Here is a 3214-nt window from a genome sequence, read left to right on the forward strand (position 1 = left end):
CGCAAACAAAAAAACTCCTCTATCCTTTAGAATAAAAGAGTTTTTAGATGGTTTATTCTGGAGCACTTTCTGTTTGAGATTCTGATTCTTCTGTAATAAGCGCCTCTTTTTTGTATTGGCGGAATACAGGGAATTCTGAAAGGTTCTCAGGAATCTTCCCGTCTTCTAGAAGAATAATTTTAACAATATCTTTATTTCTAGCCATGTGGAATTTATCGCCGTACTCATTTTCTTGAGTATATTTTTTTAAGTTTTGATAGTCTTCTTCTTGGATTGATACCGTATATGAATGACCTTCTTCATTATCGACATGTTGTTCAAACCCAATTTCAAACTCAACAATTTGGATATTATCATTTTTCAAGTTGCGTGTTTGCTCAAGTACCGCCTTGGCACCTTCTGTTAAATCCGTCCATTCCATGTAAAATCGCTCCTCATATTCAAGTTACATTGTCGTATTATATCATGCTCACCTTCCCATTGCACCTCTTTGACGATGTTCAATACTTTTTTCTTTAGAACATTCATTTCAAGCAAAAAGACATCAGCTAGATTAGTAGCTGATGTCTTTACTATTATTCGTGACTGACGACCACGCTTTTTCCATTTCCAAGTTGATCTGTTACCATATCCATAATTTCAACTGTTTGGGCCCCTGTTAATTCTTCTGCTTGCACAATGACTTTAACTTCTTGACCTTCAGACATAACAAGTACATCATTAAATCCTTTTGTTTTAATTAATGTTTCAAGCATTGATTCTTGTTGAGATAATGCTAGTAGCTCCATGCTCTTCTCATGTGCTTCTACTACTTTATCAGCAGACACATCGCTAGCTGCACGAATTTTTGTGTATTCTTCTGCCATACGATCGCGATTCTCTTGAAGCTCTATGCGCATCGTCGCAAATAATTCACTACCACTCATTGAATTCACTTCTGTACCAATGTCTTCTCCAGCCTCATCAACCGTTTCAAACTCTTCGACAACATTGACCACGACATCTTCCGAATCCCCAGTTTCCTGCTGGGCCTCACTTACTTCTTGATCCTCAACAAATGCTACATCATCTGTTGTTTGCCCCGGTGTCATTAAGTAATACGCAGATAATACCACAATTAAACTAAGCATTGTTARCAACCATACTGTTTGTTTTTTCAAGACCATTCTTTATTCCTCCTCAACTTTTTTAGGCATGACACTTACTCGGTGAGATGGCACATCTAGAACTCGACTAACTGCTTCAATCACCCAAGACTTCACTTGTGCATTTTCTACACCTTCAGCAACAACTAAGACGCCTCTTATTGTTGGCTTTTCCTTCGCTACAAGGACTGGCTCTTCTTTGTCACCACTACGTACAATCACCAGTTGTTCATCTTTAGTGACATCATCAACAGTTCGCGTCCCCCCCTCACGATCCGTTTCATTCGTATTTTGTTGTCTAGCATTGATGTTTTTTTCATAGATGTTTCGCTCGGATTCAGCTAAATTAATCATCACCGAGACGTCACTCAAACCAACAATTTGCTCTAGCGTGTCGCGTAATTGATTTTCATAGCGCATCTCGTAATCTTCCATCGAATAAGGTTCAGGTTTTTCGTTTCTACCAAATACTTCGGTATCTTCCTCTGTTTCCTTATCGTTAAAGACAGGTAAGGATTGTGCTTGATCCATTGGTTGGTTGGTTAGAAGGTTACCAGCAATCATTAAAGCAATTCCCACACATCCGATAAGAACTACATAATGGAGAGGTAATTTTCGCTTTTTTTGACCTGCATTTGGCTTTTTTAATATTTTACTTAACCATTGGCGATCCTTCTGTTCATGTTGACTCATTCTGCTTATCCCCCTCCTTCCCACGCTAGCGAAATCATTTCTTCTGGAACTTCCCAATTGGTTGAAAGAAAGGTACGTATCGARGATAGATCCATCTTTTCCTCTACACTTTCTTGTGGAATGGGTCGAGTCKTATCAATCTTCACAACGCTGACCGGAGATACCGCGTTGTTTTCTTGGCCACTAGGGACTTCTTTCCCGAATTCATGTAAATGAACAATGACCTCTTCTACGTCCTCAGCAGTCGGCATCTGATTAACCGACTCAGCCATTTTTACTTCCACTCGAGTGATAGACACATCATGTTGCTCCCTTAACGTATCTTTCACTTCATTTTCCAATTGGACAGCCATCTGTTCTGAAATATATGCAAGAAGTCCGAGCTCTATATCACTTTTTTGTAAATTTATTTCATCTTCCAGCGACTTTTCCATTTGGTTTGAATGTTGAGTAATCGAAACAAGCCATTGGTCGACATCCTTTGTCAAAATTGATAATAAAGGCTGCAAAATCATGACTAATAATAATAACCCTACAACCATTTTCACATAACGTTGCAAAACTGAATTCGGGATCATTAGCTCTAAAATAGTAGCCAATAAGATAAGAAGTATGATATTAGTTATCCAGCTTGTTAGGAAATCCATGACAGACCCCTTTCTCTCWCCTGATCATGAAGGATAGATTACCAGCTGCTACCATAATGGTAATCGCTAAGAAAAACATTAAACATACAATGGCTAACGCTGCAAAAACGTAGATCACTGCTTTTCCGATGATGGATAGACATTCAATTATGGGGCCTCCACCTAATGGTTGTAGGATGGCAGCTGACAAATTAAAGATAAGAGCTAAAGATAAGATTTTTATCGCTGGARATGCACAAAGCATGAGTAGTATGGCTAAGCCTGCTATTCCTACTGTATTTTTGAGTAATAAAGAAGCGCTCATAACCGTATCTGCCGCATCAGTGAACATCCGCCCAATGACTGGTACAAAGTTTCCTGCGATAAATTTAGCCGTCCGTACTGTAATTCCATCAGCGACAGCTGTAGATGCCCCTTGCACAGAAATAACACCTAAAAAGACGGTTAAGAAGACACCAAGAGCACCAACTGCGATCGCTCGTAAAAAATTTGCTAGTTTCGTCACTTTATAATGATCTGYTAATGTACTCACAATCCCCAACACAGCCGATAAGAATAATAAAGGAAGAACAATAAATTGAATTAATAATCCACTCGTATGAACTAGAAAAATGATCAGCGGATGAAATAAAGCTGCTGATGTGATGGAACCAACCGCCGCCATGATTGCTAATAGTAAAGGGAGGAGAGCGATCATAAAGTGAATCATGTTATTTATGGCATCCTGGG

At 39.0% G+C, this 3214-nt stretch carries 5 protein-coding genes; all 5 read right to left on the bottom strand.

Annotated elements, in window-relative coordinates:
- Positions 1 to 52: 52 nt before the first annotated feature.
- Complete coding sequence (locus AB685_RS29085) at positions 53 to 421, bottom strand: hypothetical protein (RefSeq protein ID WP_047974096.1); 369 nt, start codon at positions 419 to 421, stop codon at positions 53 to 55.
- 154 nt (positions 422 to 575) lie between these two features.
- Positions 576 to 1166, bottom strand: a complete 591-nt coding sequence (locus tag AB685_RS29090) for a SpoIIIAH-like family protein (protein ID WP_047974097.1) — start codon at positions 1164 to 1166, stop codon at positions 576 to 578.
- Positions 1167 to 1169: 3 nt separating this feature from the next.
- Positions 1170 to 1838 (bottom strand): stage III sporulation protein AG, encoded by a 669-nt coding sequence (gene spoIIIAG, locus AB685_RS29095; protein WP_047974098.1) that lies wholly within the window; start codon positions 1836 to 1838, stop codon positions 1170 to 1172.
- A gap of 5 nt (positions 1839 to 1843) precedes the next feature.
- Positions 1844 to 2485 (bottom strand): stage III sporulation protein AF, encoded by a 642-nt coding sequence (gene spoIIIAF, locus AB685_RS29100; RefSeq protein WP_053073999.1) that lies wholly within the window; start codon positions 2483 to 2485, stop codon positions 1844 to 1846.
- The coding region (gene spoIIIAE / locus AB685_RS29105) for a stage III sporulation protein AE (protein ID WP_047974100.1) at positions 2457 to 3214 on the bottom strand (758 nt) is incomplete at its 5' end. The genes spoIIIAE and spoIIIAF, both read right to left, overlap by 29 nt.

It is taken from the genome of Bacillus sp. LL01 (assembly GCF_001037965.1).

What these genes read in the sequence shown, in the direction of transcription:
- spoIIIAG (WP_047974098.1), bottom strand. Translation starts at nt 1,838, where the DNA reads ATGAGTCAACATGAACAGAAGGATCGCCAATGGTTAAGTAAAATATTA.
- AB685_RS29085 (WP_047974096.1), bottom strand. Translation starts at nt 421, where the DNA reads ATGGAATGGACGGATTTAACAGAAGGTGCCAAGGCGGTACTTGAGCAA.